Origin of the sequence: Streptococcus sciuri (assembly GCF_024814375.1) — a bacterium.
GTDB classification, from domain to species: Bacteria; Bacillota; Bacilli; order Lactobacillales; family Streptococcaceae; genus Streptococcus; species Streptococcus sciuri.
Map to the genome: position 1 here is coordinate 160726 of NZ_JANUXX010000001.1, position 15445 is coordinate 176170.

Consider the following 15445-nt stretch of genomic DNA (forward strand, 5'->3'; position numbering starts at 1 on the left):
TTGGTGTAAGTCGTGACAGTCAAGTCACAGAATAACTGAAAGTTGTTGTTTTTTAGTGGTGAGAAAAGTTTATAAAAGATTACCACGACTTGCATGGTGAGTAAAAAGTGTAGGTCGAGAAGGTCGGATATAAAAGTTGCCATAGAGAATTTCAAAGTGTAGGTTTAGTAGGTCTTTTCTATAACTTAGATATAAAGAAAAATAAAAAAAGATAAAAGAGATATAGGAAAGTAGTGTAACTGACTATCGTGAACTGCACTTGTCCCTTGGTGATGTTTTGACGAAAGGATTTGTTATGCGAGAAAAAGTTGTTGAGAGAAAGTTAGTAAGTGAAGTCAAAAAGCGTGGTGGAATTTGTCCTAAGTGGGTATCGCCTTCTTTTGATGGTGTGCCAGATAGGCTAGTGTTTTTACCAAATGGCAAGTTTGGCATGGTGGAAGTAAAGGCTCCTAGTAAGAAACCACGGAAGTTACAGGAATCAAGACATAAAATGTTCAAGCGATTAGGCTTTGACGTTTATGTCCTAGACAGTGTTGAAAAGATTGGAGAAGTGTTAGATGAAATTGAAGCTACATGAGTATCAGGAAGTCACCAAGGACTTCATCATAAGGACACCTTATGCGGCAGTCATTCTAGACATGGGGATGGGAAAGACAGCCACCACCTTGTCAGCCATTAACGAGCTGATGTTTGACCGTTACGAAGTATCTAAGGTCTTGGTGATTGCCCCCCTTCGTGTCGCAAACACGGTATGGAGTGATGAGATCGACCAGTGGGAAGCATTCAAGCACCTCCGCTATTCCAAGATTGTGGGAACACCTAAACAGCGACAAGCAGCTCTCGAAAAAGATGCGGATATCTATATTGTCAACCGAGGAAACCTCCCTTGGCTGGTGGAACAATGCAGTCCCTATTTCAAGTGGGACATGGTAGTGATTGATGAACTCTCTTCCTTCAAGTCTTGGCAATCTAAACGCTTTAAGGCCTTTATGACCATGCGTCCCTACATGAAACGTGTAGTTGGATTGACTGGAACACCAAGTTCAAATGGACTCATGGATTTATTCGCAGAGTTCAAGGTTATTGATGGGGGTGAGCGTTTGGGGAGATTTATCGGTGAATACCGAAGCCGATATTTTGAAGAAGGTCGCAGGAACGGGAATGTCGTCTATGAGTACATTCCGATGGATTATGCGGAGTGCCAAATTTATGACAAGATTGATGACATCACCATTTCCATGAAAGCCATGGATTATCTTGAGATGCCTGAGCTGATTTCAACCAAGAAGGTGGTTCACCTCACTGATAAAGAGACGGAAAACTATAAGCAATTCAAGAAAGATTATGTGCTTTCGGACTTGGAAGATGGTGAGGTGACAGCTGCCAATGCGGCGAGTTTGTCAAATAAGCTGGTGCAGATGGCAAACGGTGCAGTCTACTCTGATGACCATCAAGTGGTGAACCTCCATGACCAAAAATTGGATGCCCTTGAAGACATCATTGAAGCTGCCAACGGTGAGCCAGTGCTCGTTGCCTACTGGTTCAAGCATGACCTCCAGCGTATTGAGGAATGTTTGGCGAAACTCAAAATCAAAGGAACCGTCCTTAAAACCGAGGCTGACATTCGTGAGTGGAACAAGGGTAATATTACAGTTGGTCTGCTTCATCCAGCGAGTAGCGGTCACGGACTAAACCTTCAAAAGGGTGGTCATCATTTGGTTTGGTTCGGTTTGACTTGGTCCTTGGAGCTTTACCAACAAACCAATGCTAGGCTATGGCGACAAGGGCAAGAAGCAGAGACAGTGATTATCCAGCATATCGTGACCAAAGGAACTATTGACGAGGAAATCCTCAAGGCATTGGAAAACAAAGATGCCCAGCAGTCACGGTTGATTGAAGCCGTCAAAGCACAAGTAGGAGGAAGAGATGGATAAGGTTGAATATTACTTTGAAAATTACCGAAAAGAGAAAGAGAAGCTGTATGATATGGAGCACTTTTTAGAGAACTACAAACCTATTTCTGAAAATGCGGTCATTCAGTCACTGGTATTTGAAAAGAATGAGAGTGAGCGAGTTAGCTGCTCTTTTAGTAAAGGTCGAAGTGAGATGCTTGCCCTGACCTTTAGAGAAAAAATGGAGTCAGAAAATCGTGAATATTTTGATTCTAATCTTCAAAAATATCTATCGCTAAAGGCTGATTTGGATTTCTTTGAACAATCCGTTTCCAGACTAGATAAAGAGTATCAAGGTCTGGTTAAAGATTTAGTGTTTAAGGGATTGACATGGGATGAAGTTATCTATAAGCATAAAATGTCTCGTTCAACCATCGCTAGAAAACGCAAACTTGCAATTGAAGTGGTTCGTGGTCATTTTTCTTTGATGGGTAAGAGTTTAATGCTGTCATTCAAAAATGAAACTAAGTCGGTACTGACATGATAAAAATTTGTGGTAGAATAGTAAGTGTCAAAAAAGATAAAAAATCTCCCAGTTTCACTTTGGGGACTCAGAAGGGCCCACGAAGCAGGGCAACAATCAGTAAAATAAATCAAAGCCTAGCCCAGAAGGGATGGGCTTTTGTCGTGGAAAGGAGACTGTTATGCCAAGAAGACCAAGCATCCCTTGCAAGCAGAATGGTTGTCCTAACCTTGTGACCTATGGAAACAAGTACTGTGAAGACCATAAAAGCAATCACTTACTCGATGCTAAGTCCACCAAATCAAAAGGCTACAACGCTCAGTGGAACAAGGCTAGGATTCGTTATCTGAAGCTCCATCCTCTGTGTGTTTACTGCCAAAAAAAAGGGCGACTGACCAAGGCAACTGTGGTTGACCACATCACTCCTCACCGAGGGGACAAAGAACTTTTCTGGGATCAATCCAACTGGCAAGCTCTCTGCAAGCCTTGTCACGATAGAAAGACCAAGACGATTGACCGATATGTGGAATATACCTATCGGTTCTAGTCATTCTCTCAAGAGGGGACGTTTTTCAAATCCCTGAGTTTCGTTCCAAAAGTATCCTTTTTTCACTCCTTTGGGTAGGGGGGAACAAATCTCTAAACCCTTGAGGCTCTAAGACCGACGCCCCCTCAAACGTGAAAAATCGCAAAATTCGCTAAGGGGTACACTAAATGAAAAGAAAAGTGGTGTGATACCTTATGACGGTTAGATTCTTTCTTGGGGTATTATCGTCTTTTAGTTATTAAAAAATGTGCTTTTTTAAGGAAAAAAGTGGTAAAAAATGGTATAAAACAATCAATTTAGACTAAGGAGGAAAACCTATGGACGAAAATCAGCGTAGACAGATTTGGAGCCTGCGAAGTGAGGGATTTAGTTATGGAAAGATTGCGACTGCGTTGAATCTGTCTTACAATACTGTCAAAAAATATTGTGGAAGGTTTCCCGAGCTAAAAGGCTATGGAGATGTTGTAAAGCAGATGTTTGACGAAGGAAATGGAAAGCATTGTAAGCAATGTCGTCAGCTATTGAAACACTATTCAAAGGGCAGACCGAAGAAATTCTGCTCAGATTATTGTCGTAAGAGCTGGTGGAACGCCCACTCTGATGAACACGACAAAACCAAAACTGCATATGATGAATTGACTTGCCAGAATTGTGGCAGGTCTTTTTTATCCTATGCCAACCCAACAAGAAAGTATTGTAGCCACGAGTGCTACATTCAAACACGATTTTATAATGGAGGTCACAATGACAACTCAACCCAACATGGAGATTAAAGAACTCCCTCTAAGAGACTTAAAGCCAGCCTCTTACAATCCTAGAAAGAAACTGAAAAAGGGTGACAAGGAGTATGAAAAGATTAAACAAAGCCTACTCAAGTTTGGCTATGTTGACCCAATCATCGTAAACAAAGACATGACGGTTATTGGAGGTCACCAACGTTTGACGGTGTTGAAAGACCTCAAGTACGAAACGGCCAAATGTGTTATTGTGGATTTATCGAAGGAAGATGAAAAAGCACTGAACATTGCTTTAAACAAAATCACGGGTCAGTGGGATGAAGAGCTTCTGGCCGATTTGCTTTTGGATTTGCAGGAGTCTGATTTTAACCTTGACCTGACTGGTTTTGAGCCACCAGAGATTGATGATATTCTATCGAATGTTCATGACAAGAACATTGATGAAGATGATAGCTTTGATATTGATAAAGCACTTGAGGCGGATAGCTTTGTCCAAAAAGGTGACATTTGGTTATTGGGAAAACACCGCCTAATGTGTGGGGATTCAACATCAGAAGAAGATGTTGCCAAACTGATGGACGGTAACCAAGCCAACGTCTGTATCACTGATCCCCCTTATGGGTGTAGCTACACGGGTGGTACTGGTATGACCATCATCAATGATGATTTGAAAGGTGAGGAATTTTACAACTTTCTCTTCAAGGCGTTAAAAAATGTTTACCATCATCTTGCGGATGGTGGGGCACTCTATGTCTTTCATTCTGATGCTGAAAAAGTCAACTTCTATCATGCGACGGTTGATTCTGGGTTTCATTATTCGACAACTTGTATCTGGGTGAAGAATGCTTTGGTGATTGGCCGTATGGATTACCAAATGAGACATGAGCCAATTATTTATGCCTTTAAAGATACAGCGAAACATAAATTTTATGGTGATCGAAAGCAGACAACTATTTGGGAGTTTAACAAGCCAACCAAATCAAAACTTCACCCAACGATGAAACCACTTCCTTTAATAGCCTATCCGATGAAAAATTCCAGTCAAGTGAATGGGATTGTCCTAGATTTATTTGGTGGCTCAGGGTCGACACTGATTGCGGCTGAACAACTGAGACGTATCTGCTTTGTCATGGAGCTTGACTCTAAATATGCTTCTGCTATCATTCGTCGCTATCTAGCCTTGCAAGACAATAGCCTTGATGATGTATTTGTCATTCGTAATGGCGAAAAACTGTTAGCTAATGAAGTCTATGATTTTGTGAATCAAGACTTTTCTTTCGAAGACGAAAAATTGGAGGAAAGTCTATGACCCTAACCTTTCTTGATTTCTTTGCAGGAATTGGTGGCTTTCGTTGTGGTTTAGAATTAGCCGGTTTCAAATGTATTGGTTACTGTGAAAAGGATAAATTTGCACGAAAATCTTATGAAGCAATGTATGACACGAAAGGAGAATGGTTTCATGACGACATCACAAGCATTGACCCAACACGACTTCCAAAAGCAGATATCTGGTGTGCGGGAAGCCCTTGTCAAAATGTGTCTATCGCAGGAAAGCGAGCAGGCTTATACGGTGAACGAAGTGGACTCTTTTTTAGATTTGTTGAGCTTATCCAGAGCCAAAAAGAAGAAGATAGACCCGAATGGGTTCTCCTTGAAAATGTTAAGGGACTTCTATCAAGTAGCGGGGGACGAGATTATCTCGACTATCTCTCTATCTTGGACCAAGCAGGGTATGACCTTGAATGGCAAGTGTTCAACTCAAAAGATTACGGAGTTCCCCAAAACCGAGAACGCATCTATACTCTCGGACATCTTAGAAATCGAGGTCGACGACAAGTACTACCTATCAGCGGAGAAGGCGGCAAGGCTCTTAAACAACTTATAGGTGGGATGCAAAGTTATCGTGTCTACGACCCTAGTGGTATTTCTACCTCCCTTGTTGGTGAGGGTGGAGGCTTGGGAGCTAAGACTGGTTTATATCTGATTGACCAATCCTTGACTGAACCTAAAGTAACAGAAGAAGCACGATGTATTACTGCTCGTTACACAGCAGGAGCCACTAAGCGTACGGCGATGAACTCTGGCGTCCTTGAGGTGCAACCTATTCTAACACCAGATAGGGTGACCAAACGACAAAATGGCAGACGGCTGAAAGATGTTGATGAGCCAATGTTTACACTTACCTCACAAGACCGCCATGGTGTCCTTGCAGGGATTAAAGTTCGCAATGGGACAAAGCAAGGTTGTCAGATTGCAGAACTTGGAGATTCAGTGGGTTTGTCCTATCCTAACTCCTCCACAAGACGTGCAAGGGTTGGTAAGGGTATCGCTCATAATCTTTCTTGTAGTGGACAGATGGGAACGGTGGTTTGGAATGGTCGAGTGGTGAAAATCAGACGACTAACTCCACGAGAGTGTTTCAGACTCCAAGGATTTTCAGATGATTTGTTTGAAAAAGCTGAAGCGGTAAACTCGGATGCCCAACTCTACAAACAAGCTGGAAATGGAGTGACGGTTACCGTGGTATATGCCATTGGACGAGCGATTTTAGATACCGAAAACACTCAAAAAAATCTTTGAAAATAAGCAGAAATGACTGGATAATTTCTCCTTTTAGAGTTAAACTATAGCTACCAAAATCAAAGGAGAAAGAACTATGTACGAAACAAGAGAACAAGCCTTTGAAGGAATCCAAATTGAAACCAAGGCAGTGAAACGTTATTCAGAAGCAACTCGGAAAGCTGCCCAAAATGGTCAATACGGGCATGCTTGGGAAATGGCAGATATTGCCAAGATGGCTCTCGAATGCGCCCGCAATGCTCATAACGAATTATGGGAATTTTGCCAAGGACAACCAACAGTGGAAGAAATGGAACGACTTGCGGAGGCAGAAGTTGCAGAGTTTACCTTTAGACAAGCTATTTCTTGCAATAAGGGCAACAGCCCTTTTTTTGATGGAATGGAGGTGAGATAGTGGCAGTTAGAGGGCGGAAACCAAAGCCTACTAATTTGAAAATACTTGAAGGAAATCCAGGCAAACGTCCTCTGCCCACTAAGGAGGTTAACCCCCAAAAGAAAGCTCCACGTTGCCCACAGTGGCTTGAAGATGATGCCAAGAAGGAATGGAAGCGAATGGGAAAAATCCTCGAACAGATGGGTATCCTGACGGAGATGGATATGACAGCCTTTGCAGGGTATTGTCAAGCCTATGCGAGGTGGAAGGAAGCAGAGGAGTTTCTCTCAAAACACGGCTCCATCATCAAGACCCCTAATGGTTATCTCCAACAAGTTCCCCAAGTCTCTATTAGTCAGACGAATCTTAAAATCATGCTCAAGTTTTGTGAACAGTTTGGTTTAACACCGTCTGCCAGAAATCGCCTTGCGATGATGGATAGTGAGGTGGGGTCAGGAGATGAGATGGAAGATTTATTAGGAGGTATTCTATGACCTATCATTACGAACCAAGCCCTTTTATGCTTCCGACTTCACATTATGATAAGGCAAAGGCGGATAGGGCAGTGACTTTTATTACTAATCTTTCCCACACCAAAGGGAAGTGGGCGGGAAAGAAGTTTGACCTTCTGCCGTGGCAGGAACAGATTGTCCGAGACATCTTTGGGATTGTCAAAGAAGATGGCAATCGACAATTCTTAACGGCTTACATTGAAATTCCAAAGAAAAATGGCAAGTCAGAGCTAGCAGCCGCCATTGCCCTCTATCTTTTGTATGCGGACGGTGAAGCAAGTGCTGAAGTGTATGGGGCAGCCTGCGACCGTAATCAAGCCTCGATTGTCTTTGATGTCGCTAAACAAATGGTCTTGATGAGTCGAGCACTTGAGAAACGTTCCAAGATAATGGGGGCAACCAAGCGAATTGTCAATTATTCCAATGCGGGCTTCTATCAAGTCTTATCTGCAGAGACAGGAACAAAGCATGGTTTGAATGTCTCAGGTCTTGTTTTTGATGAAATCCATGCTCAACCCAATCGTCATCTTTATGATGTTTTAACCAAGGGTTCTGGAGATGCTCGTGAACAACCCCTCTTTTTCATTATCACAACAGCTGGTAATGATAAGAATTCCATTTGTTATGAACTCCATACCAAGGCTCTGGATATCTTAAAAGGTAGAAAGAAGGACACGTCATTCTATCCTGTGGTTTATGGCTTGTCAGATGAAGACGATTGGAATGATGAGGCAAATTGACTTAAGGCAAATCCCTCACTTGGACATACCATTGGGATTGACCGTGTCCGAGAGGCTTATAGGCAGGCTCTTGATAACCCAGCAGAAGAAAATGTTTTTAAGCAACTACGACTAAATATGTGGACCAGTTCAAGCGTGGCTTGGATTCCTGAACATGTTTTTGCCAAGGGAAATATACCAATTGACTATGAAGCCCTCAAAGGGCGAGACTGTTACGCAGGGCTTGATTTGTCTAGCACCTCAGACATCACAGCATTTGTCTTGGTCTTTCCTCCAAGGCACAGCGAGGAGAACTACATTATCTTCCCCTTCTTTTGGTTGTAGCCCTTCGTTGTCGACGTGATCATGTTCTCTATGATGTTTGGGAACGTCAGGGGTACATCAAAACTACCGAGGGCAACGTTGTTCACTACGGCTTTATCGAAAAATTCATTGAACAACTCTCTGAAACTTACCATATAAAGGAAATTACTTATGACCGTTGGAATGCGACGCAGATGGTGCAGAGCCTTGAGGGCATGGGCTTGACCATGATTCCATTTGGTCAGGGCTACAAGGATATGAGTCCGCCCTCCAAGGAACTGTACAAACTGATGATGGAGGGGAAAATCCAACACGGTGGGCATCCAGTGCTTAAGTGGATGGCACAAAATGTTGTGATGCGACAAGACCCAGCTGGAAATATCAAACCTGATAAGGAAAAATCAGTTGAAAAGATTGATGGCATTGTGGCCCTCATTATGGGACTTGACCGCTGTATTCGTCACCAAGGAGATGATGGAAGTATTTATGATGAGAGAGGCATTTTGAGTTTTTAGGATAAAAAAATCCTAAATAGGTTGAATATATCCTAAAAAGTGATAAAATAGAGAAAAGGAGGAAATAGCTATGCAAATTAATATTGAAAACTTAGTCTCTATTTCTGAAGCGAATCAAAACTTCTCCAAAGTAGCTCGAATGGTCGATATTAACGGTACTGCAGTGATTTTGAAAAATAATACACCAAAGTATGTTTTAGTAGATTACCAGAGTCTAGTCAAAGAGGAGCAAGAAACACCAGAAGTTGTTGAGCAAACGACATTGGATGAAGTTGCGATTTCAGTATTATCACGCCATCTTGATGCATTTAAGGAATTGGCTAAATGAGAATACTAACTGTTGATCAGATTATTGAACTGCACAGTAGACTAATTCAAACGACTGGTGGTTTAGATGGTGTCAGGGATGCTGGCCTAATAGAATCTTCTTTATCTTCAGCTTTTAGTTCTTATTTTGGTGTTGAAAAATATTCAAGTATAGAAGAAAAAGCTGCTAGACTTTGTTATTCGCTAGTTAATATCATGCCTTCCTTGATGGTAACAAGCGAATTGGAGTTTATGTCATGCTTATTTTCCTTGAATTAAATGGTATTGTCTTAAATCAGACTGATGAGGAAATTGTTCAGCTAGGTCTTGGAGTTGCTTCATCAGAATTAGATTATAATGCAATTTTGGAATACATCAGGAACCATTAAACATTTGCTTAGTGAGGAGGCAATTGTGGCAAATAATATTTTACCTATAGAAGTTGATGAAGATCTTGTATTAAGCGTCCGAGCAATCTGTGCTGAATTAGGTGTGGAACTAGAGGATCTTGTAAATGACTACTTAGACTTTGTGACTGGCATAGAAGATTCAGTAATTGATCAGGTGAAGAAATTTTCAAATGAGCATGAAAAAGCGGAATGGCTCGCCAAACATTATTTTGATGTTCGAGCTAATCAATTAAATCATATGGTTTGTAAGAAAGACTGTTGAATACCTTGTAAGAATAGACTAAAGGCACTTCAAATGAGGTGCTTTTTTCGTACTCGAAAGGAGGGTATATGGGATTACTAGATTATCTTGGATTAAAACGAGCCAGAGATAAACCACAAAATAGCTATGAAGGTCAGGACTTTTCCTACCTATTTGGACGAACGACTAGCGGTGAGAATGTGGATGAATTTAAGGCCATGCAGACGACAGCTGTTTATGCCTGTGTGAGAATCCTCGCAGAAGCTATTGCCTCCCTGCCTATTCATGTCTACGAACGAACGGCTACTGGCAAGGAAAAGAAGGTGGAACATCCCCTTTATTTCTTACTCCATGATGAGCCGAATCCAGAGATGTCATCTTTTGTCTTTCGAGAGACGGTGATGACTCACTTACTAATATGGGGAAATGCCTATGTGCAGATTATCCGAGATAGGAGTGGTCAAGTCATTAGTCTTTATCCTCTCTTACCAGATAAGATGTCTGTCCACCGTGATGATAGTGGAAAACTCTACTACAAATACCAGCGACAGACTGAGGAGAATCCAAACTTTAGGGATAAAGGGGCTGTCACCTTGAAACAGGAAGATGTGCTCCATATCCCCGGTCTTGGTTTTGATGGTTTGGTAGGTTATTCTCCCATTGCACTTGCGAAGAATGCAATTGGAATGACCTTGGCAACTGAAAACTACGGAGCTTCCTTTTTCAAGAATGGGGCAAATCCCGGAGGAGTTTTGGAGCACCCTGGAATTCTAAAAGATCCTAAACGAGTGAGGGATTCGTGGAACGCTGTCTACAATGGCGTCACAAATGCTCATAAGGTGGCAGTTCTTGAGGAAGGGATGAAGTACACTCAAGTTGGGATCCCACCAGAAGAAGCCCAGTTTCTTCAAACTAGAAAATTCCAAATCAATGAGATTGCACGGCTCTATCGCATCCCTCCACATATGGTTGGTGATTTAGAGAAATCCTCTTTTTCAAACATCGAACAACAGTCTTTAGAATTTGTCAAATATACCTTAGACCCATGGGTGGTTCGTTTAGAACAAGCCTTCAAGAGGTCTCTTTTTTTACCTGAAGAAAAGAAAAGCTACTTTGTCAAGTTCAATGTGGACGGTCTTCTACGTGGAGATTATCAAAGTCGTATGAATGGCTATGCGATTGGTAGACAAAATGGCTGGCTATCGACTAACGATATTCGCGAACTTGAGGACTTGAACCTCCTTTCAGATGAGGAAGGAGGTAACCTTTACTTAATTAACGGAAACATGACCAAACTGAAAGATGCAGGTGGGTTTATGAAACAAGCACTGCCAGAACAAGAGATTCAATCTGAGGAGGACATAAATGCATAAATTTTGGAATTTTACAGAAGGTGATAGTGGCCGAACGCTTCGCATTGAAGGACAGATTGCGGATGAGACGTGGTTTGGCGATGAAGTCACCCCACAGCTCTTTAAGAAAGATTTACATGCAGATAAAGGAGACATCACCCTCTGGATTAACAGTCCAGGGGGTGATGTTTTTGCGGCAGCTCAAATCTATAACATGCTTATGGATTATAAGGGGAATGTCCATGTCGTGATTGATGGCTTAGCCGCAAGTAGCGCTAGTGTCATCGCCATGGCTGGGACTACGGTCTCCATGAGTCCAGTGGCTATGATGATGATCCATAATCCATGGACAGTAGCACAAGGTGAAGCCAAGGATATGGCAAAAGTGATCGAGATGCTGGGTGAAATCAAGGAATCCATTATCAATGCTTATGAGCTTAGAACAGGACTTTCAAGGACCAAGCTGTCGCACTTGATGGACAGTGAATCGTGGTTCAATGCCAAGAAAGCAGTGGAGCTAGGTTTTGCGGATAAGATTCTTTTTAACAAGGAGGACTCTCTTAATGATTTGGAGATTTCTAGCTATGCCTTTAGTCGGGTGACGACTGACCATGACCTTGTGGTGAAGCTACAGGCTAAATTAGAACACCCCCAACAGAAACCTACCATCCCCCTCTATCAATTAGAAAAACGGTTAAACTTACTGAAATAAGGAGAAATATATATGTCTACATTACTTGCATTAAAAGAAAAACGGAACCAATCTTGGCAACAAGCTAAAACTTTCCTTGACTCAGTCCGTACAGAAGACGGACTCGTGTCAGAAGAAGATTCCAAACGCTATGAAGAGATGGAGTCAAAAATCAATCTCTACAATCAAGAAATTGCCCGTTTGGAACGACAAGAAAAAATGGACCTTGAACTCGCTCAACCAACCTCGCAAGCCCTCACCACACAACCAACGACAGTCTTAAAAGACAAGGTAGTAGAGGGTGAAAAGAAAGGTGTTGCATCAGATGTCTATGCCCAAACGTTTTGGACGAGTGTCCGTAAGCGGAACTTCTTGGATTTGAACAATGCCCTTCGTGTGGGGGAAGATACAGAAGGTGGTCATCTTGTCCCTGATGAGTATGAGAAAAAACTGGTACAAGGGCTTCAAGAAGAAAACTTCTTCCGTAGCCTTGCGACAGTTATCAAAACGTCAAGCGGAGAGCGTAAGATTCCTGTTGTGACAGGACATGGTACGGCTTCATGGATGGATGAAAATGGTCTCTATCCAGAAACTGACGAAACCTTCGGTCAAGTGACACTGGATTCTCATAAGATTGGGACTGCCATTCGTGTCTCTGAAGAGTTGTTAAATGATTCTGTCTTTGACCTTGAATCCTACATGACAACAGAGTTCGCTCGCCGTATTGGTACAGAAGAAGAGAAAGCCTTTCTCATTGGTGATGGCTCTAAGAAACCCACAGGTATCTTTACTCAAGTCGATGTGACTGGACCAACAACTGCTACAAAAGATATCACTTTTGATGATATGATTGAGTTGTATCATTCCCTACCAGCACCGTATCGTAAGAACGCAGTGTGGATTTTACATGACACAACGGTCAAAGCCATTCGCAAGCTCAAGGATAATAACGGCAATTATATTTGGCAGCCTTCAACCCAAGCTGGACAACCAGATTTGATTCTTAACCGTCCCTACTATACTTCGACCTTTGCCCACTTCCAGAAGCAGGCAATAAAGCCATTGCTTTCGGTGATTTCTCTTACTACTGGATCGCAGACCGTCAAGGTCGAACATTCAAGCGTCTCAACGAGCTCTATGCCAATAATAGTCAGATTGGTTTTCTTGCCAGCCAACGTGTGGATGGGAAATTGGTTCTTCCAGAAGCAGTGAAAACGTTGACGATAAAGGCTAAGTAGTTATGGTTAGTCTAGAAAATGCGAAACTCTACCTCAAGGTAGAACATGACGATGAGGATGACTTGATTGAGCAGTTGATTAAAACCAGTCACCAACTCTGCGAAGATATTTTGCGTCAATCAAGTACCTCAGTGCTTCTAAAGACGGCAATCCTCTATGGGGTTGCCTATCTTTATGAACACCGAGAAGATGCAAATCATAAAGCTTTGAAAGAGACGCTTTATCACTTACTATTGGCAGAACGAAAGGATGTGTTCTGATGAAGATTGCGCCATTACGAGAACGCTTGACCTTTCAAATTCGTCAGCTTGTACAGGATGAGATAGGTAATGAATCATCTACTTGGTCCCCTCTTTTTGACCGCTGGTGTTCCTGTCGACCACTTGCCATGACGGAAAGCGATGGTAGTGTCACAAAACTGATTCACAATAAGGTTCAATTCACCCTTCGGTATGAAAAGAAGGTACTGGATTTGTGTTCACTCACAACCCAAATTACATTCCGAGGTCAGACTTACTCTGTTGAATCAATCAATGGGGATAGTAGTCCTCGGAACTTGATTTATATTGTGGCGACTAAGGAGGAGACCAATGACCAAGATAGGACTGGATGAATTCGGCACGATTATCGCAAAAGAGTTGGAAGAATATGCCAACAACACCACTGATACTATGCGAGATATCGTTGAAGAAGTAACGATTGAAGCGATTGAACTCTTAAAAGCAACCTCTCCTAAAAAGACAGGGCGCTATGCCAAGGGCTGGAAAAGTAAGGCAACGACTGATACCAACACAGCTCTTACCAAAACCATTCATAACCGAAGGCCAGGGTTAACTCATCTTCTAGAAGATGGGCATGCCAAGCAAAATGGTGGTCATGTTGAAGGGCGAAAGCATATCGCACCAGTAGAAAAAAAGGCGATTCAGTCTTTTGAAGAAAAGCTGAGACAGAAACTGTGAGGTGACGAATGCCAATTCAAGAACTCTATCATGCCCTTAAAGAGACCAAACTCCCAGTAGCCTATCATCACTTTGAGGAAGGACATAGTCCCCCTCCTCCCTTTATGGTGTATTTAGTCACTGATTCAGATAATCGTGGGGCAGACAATTGGGCTTATTACAAACAAGTAAACCTTCAGATTGAGCTTTACACAAGTAAGAAAGATTTAGAAACAGAAACAAAGGTGGAGGCAGTCCTTGATGCCCACCTTATGTATTTTGACAAGGTAGAGACTTACATAGCTAGTGAGAAACTCTACCAAATCAATTATCACATCACACTATATGGAGGATAAGATGGCAGAAAAGAATAAGGTTACCTTTGGACTGCAAGATGTCCATTGGACCGAAGTAACGAACGAGGGCGCAGATGGTGCTCTCACCTATGGAACTGTTGAGCGCTTGCGTGGTGCGGCAGAATTAACTCTTGAACCAACTGGGGACAAGGGTTCTTACAAGGCAGACAATATCAACTTTTATACCTCAGAATCCAACGACGGATACGAGGGGACGTTAAAGGTTGCTCTTCTCACGCAGGAGTTTCTGACTCGGGTTCTTGGCGAAAAATTGGATGAGACGACTAATACCATCTCTGAGATTGCAAATAGCGAGAAGAAGTATTTTGCTTTGATGTTCCGATTTGAAGGCGATAAGAAGGAAACCTTACATGTTCTTTATTATTGTTATGCCTCACGACCAACTGTTGGTTCAAAAACAAAGTCAGGCTCGGACATCAATGAGGTTGAACTTTCCTTTACGGCTAATCCACGTCCACTAGACAAAGTGGTGCGTCGTAGAACCACAGAAGAAACAAGTGACGAAATCCGACAAAATTGGTTCAAGGCAGTCTTTGAACCCCATAAGTAAGGGAGAAGAAAATGAGAACAAATATGGTGATTGCAGGAGAAACGTATGAATTGGCGACCAATGCCTACACCCCATCGCTTATAAGGAACAGTTTGGGAAAGACTATTTTCAGGATTTATTTTCGATGGTCAATAGTCAAGCCATATTGGATAAGTTAGAACAGTTGGAAGAAGGTGAAGAACTAGAGGTCAATCAAATTGATGTCTCCATTTTATCTGATTTTGATATGACCTTTTTTCATAGACTCTTTTGGGTATTTGCCAAATCTGCTAATCCTCGTGTTAAACCTTTTATGGATTTCTTTATGGATATGGAGGAATTTCCAGTTCAGGAAGTAGCACCGGTTTTGATGGAGATGTTGAATCAGGGGATGTCCACTCGAAAAAAGCAGATGAAACAGAGTCAGCGAGTGAAGAAGTCTTCACGGTAGAGAGTTATTTTTCTTGTTGTAAGGAAACAGGCTTGACGATAGATGACCTTAAACACATTTCTATTGGAATGGCACTGGATTACCAAACCGATTACGTGGAGTTGCGAACCAAAGACCAAACTGGTGAACGTAGGGCTACTCAATCTGATTTTGATAACTTTTGATAGGAATTAAATACGGGCTAAAATCC

The 15445-nt window shown here is 42.1% G+C and carries 19 protein-coding genes and 4 pseudogenes; all 23 read left to right on the top strand.

Annotated features, from left to right (window positions below):
* Positions 1-295 precede the first annotated feature (295 nt).
* Positions 296-577: a VRR-NUC domain-containing protein gene (locus NXS10_RS00780; protein ID WP_259136628.1), complete on the top strand. Its 282-nt coding sequence runs from the start codon at positions 296-298 to the stop codon at positions 575-577.
* A complete protein-coding gene (locus tag NXS10_RS00785) occupies positions 558-1934 on the top strand; it encodes an SNF2-related protein (protein WP_259136630.1) in 1377 nt (458 codons plus the stop codon). Before NXS10_RS00780 ends, NXS10_RS00785 begins: the two co-directional genes overlap by 20 nt.
* Positions 1927-2436 (top strand): hypothetical protein, encoded by a 510-nt coding sequence (locus NXS10_RS00790; protein WP_259136631.1) that lies wholly within the window; start codon positions 1927-1929, stop codon positions 2434-2436. Before NXS10_RS00785 ends, NXS10_RS00790 begins: the two co-directional genes overlap by 8 nt.
* A 160-nt stretch (positions 2437-2596) precedes the next feature.
* Positions 2597-2962 (top strand): HNH endonuclease, encoded by a 366-nt coding sequence (locus NXS10_RS00795; RefSeq protein WP_259136632.1) that lies wholly within the window; start codon positions 2597-2599, stop codon positions 2960-2962.
* 317 nt (positions 2963-3279) lie between these two features.
* The gene (locus NXS10_RS00800; RefSeq protein WP_259136633.1) at positions 3280-3735 is read left to right on the top strand and encodes a helix-turn-helix domain-containing protein; all 456 of its coding nucleotides are present in this window, start codon (positions 3280-3282) and stop codon (positions 3733-3735) included.
* The gene (locus NXS10_RS00805) at positions 3707-5008 is read left to right on the top strand and encodes a site-specific DNA-methyltransferase (RefSeq protein WP_259136634.1); all 1302 of its coding nucleotides are present in this window, start codon (positions 3707-3709) and stop codon (positions 5006-5008) included. The genes NXS10_RS00800 and NXS10_RS00805 overlap by 29 nt, the downstream gene beginning before the upstream one ends.
* A complete protein-coding gene (locus NXS10_RS00810) occupies positions 5005-6279 on the top strand; it encodes a DNA cytosine methyltransferase (RefSeq protein ID WP_259136635.1) in 1275 nt (424 codons plus the stop codon). Before NXS10_RS00805 ends, NXS10_RS00810 begins: the two co-directional genes overlap by 4 nt.
* A 76-nt stretch (positions 6280-6355) precedes the next feature.
* Positions 6356-6673, top strand: coding sequence for a hypothetical protein (locus NXS10_RS00815; RefSeq protein WP_259136636.1), 318 nt, complete (start codon positions 6356-6358; stop codon positions 6671-6673).
* Positions 6673-7146 (top strand): phage terminase small subunit P27 family, encoded by a 474-nt coding sequence (locus NXS10_RS00820; RefSeq protein ID WP_259136637.1) that lies wholly within the window; start codon positions 6673-6675, stop codon positions 7144-7146. The genes NXS10_RS00815 and NXS10_RS00820 overlap by 1 nt, the downstream gene beginning before the upstream one ends.
* Positions 7143-8722, top strand: a pseudogene (locus NXS10_RS00825) (terminase large subunit). The gene NXS10_RS00820 and the pseudogene NXS10_RS00825 overlap by 4 nt, the downstream one beginning before the upstream one ends.
* A 70-nt stretch (positions 8723-8792) precedes the next feature.
* Positions 8793-9050: a type II toxin-antitoxin system Phd/YefM family antitoxin gene (locus NXS10_RS00830; RefSeq protein ID WP_259136638.1), complete on the top strand. Its 258-nt coding sequence runs from the start codon at positions 8793-8795 to the stop codon at positions 9048-9050.
* Positions 9047-9417 (top strand): annotated as a pseudogene (locus tag NXS10_RS00835) (type II toxin-antitoxin system death-on-curing family toxin). Before NXS10_RS00830 ends, NXS10_RS00835 begins: the two are co-directional and overlap by 4 nt.
* A gap of 25 nt (positions 9418-9442) precedes the next feature.
* Positions 9443-9700 carry a hypothetical protein gene (locus NXS10_RS00845; RefSeq protein ID WP_259136642.1) on the top strand — a complete coding sequence of 86 codons (258 nt, stop codon included), beginning with the start codon at positions 9443-9445 and terminating at the stop codon, positions 9698-9700.
* A 68-nt stretch (positions 9701-9768) separates the two neighbouring features.
* Complete coding sequence (locus tag NXS10_RS00850; RefSeq protein ID WP_259136644.1) at positions 9769-11052, top strand: phage portal protein; 1284 nt, start codon at positions 9769-9771, stop codon at positions 11050-11052.
* A complete protein-coding gene (locus NXS10_RS00855) occupies positions 11045-11743 on the top strand; it encodes a head maturation protease, ClpP-related (RefSeq protein ID WP_259136647.1) in 699 nt (232 codons plus the stop codon). Before NXS10_RS00850 ends, NXS10_RS00855 begins: the two co-directional genes overlap by 8 nt.
* Before the next feature lie 12 nt (positions 11744-11755).
* Positions 11756-12960, top strand: a pseudogene (locus NXS10_RS00860) (phage major capsid protein).
* Between the two features lie 2 nt (positions 12961-12962).
* A complete protein-coding gene (locus NXS10_RS00865; RefSeq protein ID WP_259136649.1) occupies positions 12963-13220 on the top strand; it encodes a head-tail connector protein in 258 nt (85 codons plus the stop codon).
* The gene (locus tag NXS10_RS00870; RefSeq protein WP_259136650.1) at positions 13220-13573 is read left to right on the top strand and encodes a head-tail adaptor protein; all 354 of its coding nucleotides are present in this window, start codon (positions 13220-13222) and stop codon (positions 13571-13573) included. The genes NXS10_RS00865 and NXS10_RS00870 overlap by 1 nt, the downstream gene beginning before the upstream one ends.
* Positions 13551-13919 carry an HK97 gp10 family phage protein gene (locus NXS10_RS00875; RefSeq protein WP_259136651.1) on the top strand — a complete coding sequence of 123 codons (369 nt, stop codon included), beginning with the start codon at positions 13551-13553 and terminating at the stop codon, positions 13917-13919. Before NXS10_RS00870 ends, NXS10_RS00875 begins: the two co-directional genes overlap by 23 nt.
* A gap of 8 nt (positions 13920-13927) precedes the next feature.
* Positions 13928-14254 (top strand): hypothetical protein, encoded by a 327-nt coding sequence (locus NXS10_RS00880; RefSeq protein ID WP_259136652.1) that lies wholly within the window; start codon positions 13928-13930, stop codon positions 14252-14254.
* A gap of 1 nt (position 14255) precedes the next feature.
* The gene (locus NXS10_RS00885) at positions 14256-14825 is read left to right on the top strand and encodes a major tail protein (protein WP_259136654.1); all 570 of its coding nucleotides are present in this window, start codon (positions 14256-14258) and stop codon (positions 14823-14825) included.
* Between the two features lie 11 nt (positions 14826-14836).
* Positions 14837-15255: pseudogene (locus NXS10_RS00890) on the top strand (hypothetical protein).
* Between the two features lie 32 nt (positions 15256-15287).
* On the top strand, positions 15288-15419 hold the full coding sequence (locus NXS10_RS00895) for a hypothetical protein (protein ID WP_259136656.1): 132 nt from the start codon (positions 15288-15290) through the stop codon (positions 15417-15419).
* The last annotated feature ends 26 nt before the right edge of the window (positions 15420-15445 follow it).

What these genes read in the sequence shown, in the direction of transcription:
- NXS10_RS00780 (WP_259136628.1), top strand. Translation starts at nt 296, where the DNA reads ATGCGAGAAAAAGTTGTTGAGAGAAAGTTAGTAAGTGAAGTCAAAAAG.
- NXS10_RS00785 (WP_259136630.1), top strand. Translation starts at nt 558, where the DNA reads ATGAAATTGAAGCTACATGAGTATCAGGAAGTCACCAAGGACTTCATC.
- NXS10_RS00790 (WP_259136631.1), top strand. Translation starts at nt 1,927, where the DNA reads ATGGATAAGGTTGAATATTACTTTGAAAATTACCGAAAAGAGAAAGAG.
- NXS10_RS00795 (WP_259136632.1), top strand. Translation starts at nt 2,597, where the DNA reads ATGCCAAGAAGACCAAGCATCCCTTGCAAGCAGAATGGTTGTCCTAAC.
- NXS10_RS00800 (WP_259136633.1), top strand. Translation starts at nt 3,280, where the DNA reads ATGGACGAAAATCAGCGTAGACAGATTTGGAGCCTGCGAAGTGAGGGA.
- NXS10_RS00805 (WP_259136634.1), top strand. Translation starts at nt 3,707, where the DNA reads ATGACAACTCAACCCAACATGGAGATTAAAGAACTCCCTCTAAGAGAC.
- NXS10_RS00810 (WP_259136635.1), top strand. Translation starts at nt 5,005, where the DNA reads ATGACCCTAACCTTTCTTGATTTCTTTGCAGGAATTGGTGGCTTTCGT.
- NXS10_RS00815 (WP_259136636.1), top strand. Translation starts at nt 6,356, where the DNA reads ATGTACGAAACAAGAGAACAAGCCTTTGAAGGAATCCAAATTGAAACC.
- NXS10_RS00830 (WP_259136638.1), top strand. Translation starts at nt 8,793, where the DNA reads ATGCAAATTAATATTGAAAACTTAGTCTCTATTTCTGAAGCGAATCAA.
- NXS10_RS00850 (WP_259136644.1), top strand. Translation starts at nt 9,769, where the DNA reads ATGGGATTACTAGATTATCTTGGATTAAAACGAGCCAGAGATAAACCA.
- NXS10_RS00855 (WP_259136647.1), top strand. Translation starts at nt 11,045, where the DNA reads ATGCATAAATTTTGGAATTTTACAGAAGGTGATAGTGGCCGAACGCTT.
- NXS10_RS00865 (WP_259136649.1), top strand. Translation starts at nt 12,963, where the DNA reads ATGGTTAGTCTAGAAAATGCGAAACTCTACCTCAAGGTAGAACATGAC.
- NXS10_RS00870 (WP_259136650.1), top strand. Translation starts at nt 13,220, where the DNA reads ATGAAGATTGCGCCATTACGAGAACGCTTGACCTTTCAAATTCGTCAG.
- NXS10_RS00875 (WP_259136651.1), top strand. Translation starts at nt 13,551, where the DNA reads ATGACCAAGATAGGACTGGATGAATTCGGCACGATTATCGCAAAAGAG.
- NXS10_RS00880 (WP_259136652.1), top strand. Translation starts at nt 13,928, where the DNA reads ATGCCAATTCAAGAACTCTATCATGCCCTTAAAGAGACCAAACTCCCA.
- NXS10_RS00885 (WP_259136654.1), top strand. Translation starts at nt 14,256, where the DNA reads ATGGCAGAAAAGAATAAGGTTACCTTTGGACTGCAAGATGTCCATTGG.